We start from the raw sequence: 2452 nt of genomic DNA on the forward strand, positions 1-2452 counted from the left end.
CGGGAACTGGACTCCCTGACTGAGGAAGTCAAGCGGGCGATCGCCCGGCGCAAGCTCCCTCCGGTGCGAACCCCGATCGATGCGATCCGGTTGCGGGTGTTCCTGTGGCGCTTCCTCTACTCCCCCGAATGGCCCACGGTGGATTCGGTGTGGCCGCATGAGTAGCGACCTGTCCCCCGGCATGCGCGCGATGGCCGCGCGGGTGTCGGGGGACGACTATGCGGCCTGGCGGCGCCAGGTGGAACGGGTGAAGTTCTGTTCCCGGCCGGTGCGGGTGGCGGGCCGCGCCTCGGCGGTCGACCCTGCGTCGGGAGAGGTTCAGGCGTCGTTCTCCTCGGCGGACCAGCCGGACGGAACGCTGCTGATCGCGTGCGGGGACCGGCGGGCCTCGGTGTGCCCGTCGTGCGCGGAGACGTATCGCCGCGACATGTGGCACGTCGTCGTGAGTGGCCTTCAGGGCCGGACCTCGGCTACCTCCTCGGGTGCGCATGCGGGGGTGCGGGGGGCGGCGGTGGAAACCGCGGTGCCCTCCTCGGTCGCGTCGCATCCCCGGCTGTTCGTGACGTTGACGGCGCCGTCGTTCGGGCCGGTGCATCGCGATGCGGGCGGAGCGGCCTGCCGTCCGCGCTCCGGGAGAGGGCGGACCTGCGCCCACGGGCGGCCGGCAGGCTGCGGGCTCGTGCATGAGGCGGGACACCAGGTCATCGGGGCTCCGCTGTGCCCGGAGTGCTACGACTACATCGGGGCCGTGTTGTGGAACTCGGCGTGCTCCGAGTTGTGGCGGCGCACGCGGATCGGGATTGACCGCGCTCTGGCGCCGGTGGCCTCGGAGGTGACCGGGAACCGGGTGACGGTGGCCGGGGTCCGTGCCCTGCTCCGGGTGTCGTATGTAAAGGTCGCTGAGTTCCAGCGGCGGGGCCTGGTCCATCTGCATCTCGTGGTGCGCCTGGATGGGGTGGACCCGACCGGCGGCGGTGAGATTGTGGCTCCACCGGTCTGGGCGACGGCCGATCTGCTGGCCTCGGCGGTGCGGCGCGCAGTGGGTGCGGCGGCGGTACCGCTGCCGTCTCCGGACGGCACGCTCCGGGTGGCCCAATGGGGTTCACAGTTCGACGTCTCCGACATCTCGGCGGGCGGACCGGTCGGCGATGGTCGGCGGCTGGCCGCGTATGTCGCCAAGTACGCGACAAAGACAGCGGGCGACGCCATCGGGGCCTCGGGAGTCCTCGCAAGCCGGTTCCGGCGGTTGCATCGCACTTGGTTGCGCCGCAGAATCGGTCGCCACCTCGCCCGGATGGTCGAAACGGCCTGGGACCTGGGCGGGCGCCCCGATCTCGCGCACCTGCGGTTGCGGCAGTGGGCGCATTCCTTGGGGTACCGGGGCCACTTCGCGACCAAATCGCGCCGGTACTCGGTGACCTTGGGGGCGCTGCGGGCGGCGCGGCGGGTGTGGCGCGCGGGTGAGTCGGTGCGGGCGGGGCGGGCGGACGTCTGGGCTTCGGCGCGGGGCTCGGGTGCGGCGGTGGTGGGTGACTGGGCCTATGTGGGGCGCGGGTACCGCACCTCGTCCGATGCCGATCTGGCGGCGGCGATGGCGCGTGACCATGCAATCGCAGTGGAGGAATACCGCGATTTGAAACGGCGTGAATCTGACGTGGATTACTGGTCCACGCTGTCCCATTATCCGGGCGACCTCTAGCCCGAATCCCCCAATCTTCGGACGGTGGTTTATCGTGCGTGCACTTCGCCGCGTCCTGCTCGTCACCATTCTTGTCGTTCTTCCGGTCCTCTCTTCCCCGTCGGCGGTCGCTGTGGCTTTGCCGGGGTGTGAGGGTGAGCCGTATCCGGTGCCGGAAGCGGCAACCGACGGGGTGTCCGGGATGCTGAGCAAACCGGTTGGGAAAGACGATGCAAAACCGCTCATCCCGCTCTCTGAGGTGGATGCGGGGAAACGGGCGGACGGCTCGGCCCCTTACCTGTCGGAGGATCTGTATCGGGAGTACGGGGGCTCGGGGCTGACCTGGCACACGGTCACGGAATCGTGTGTGGACAAAATGTCATCGGCGCCGGTGGCGGCGATGGCGGATTTCATCTGGTCAATCGCGGTCACCATTAATCTGACCACGATCCGCGTGTATGAGCTGGCGCATGACGGCGCGGTCTCGGCGACCATGGGAATGTTCGTCCAGGATGCGGTACTGGCAATGGCCGGTTCGTTCTACTGGCCGCTGCTGCCCATTGTGGTGATCCTGGGCGCGGTCTGGATGATGTGGACGGGCCTGGTTCAGCGCAAGGCGGTGCTGACCGCCCAGGGGGCGGGGTGGATGGTCGGGGCCGTGGTCGGCGCGGTGGTGGTCCTGGGGGCGCCCGGCGATGTCATGCAGGCGGCGGGGCGGGTGACGCTGATCGGCTCCGATGCGGCGACCTGGATTGTGTACCCGGTGCCGACAGG

General features: G+C 69.5%; 1 protein-coding gene and 1 pseudogene. Both read left to right on the plus strand.

The window, feature by feature from the left end; genetic code table 11:
* The first annotated feature begins 157 nt into the window (after window positions 1-157).
* Window positions 158-1699, plus strand: a complete 1542-nt coding sequence (locus CLV63_RS33015; protein WP_245929326.1) for a replication initiator — start codon at window positions 158-160, stop codon at window positions 1697-1699.
* 34 nt (window positions 1700-1733) lie between these two features.
* Window positions 1734-2452 (plus strand): annotated as a pseudogene (locus CLV63_RS33020) (hypothetical protein); the annotation flags it as partial.

It is taken from the genome of Murinocardiopsis flavida (genome assembly GCF_003014485.1).
Classification (GTDB): Bacteria; Actinomycetota; Actinomycetes; order Streptosporangiales; family Streptosporangiaceae; genus Murinocardiopsis; species Murinocardiopsis flavida.

What these genes read in the sequence shown, in the direction of transcription:
- CLV63_RS33015 (WP_245929326.1), top strand. Translation starts at nt 158, where the DNA reads ATGAGTAGCGACCTGTCCCCCGGCATGCGCGCGATGGCCGCGCGGGTG.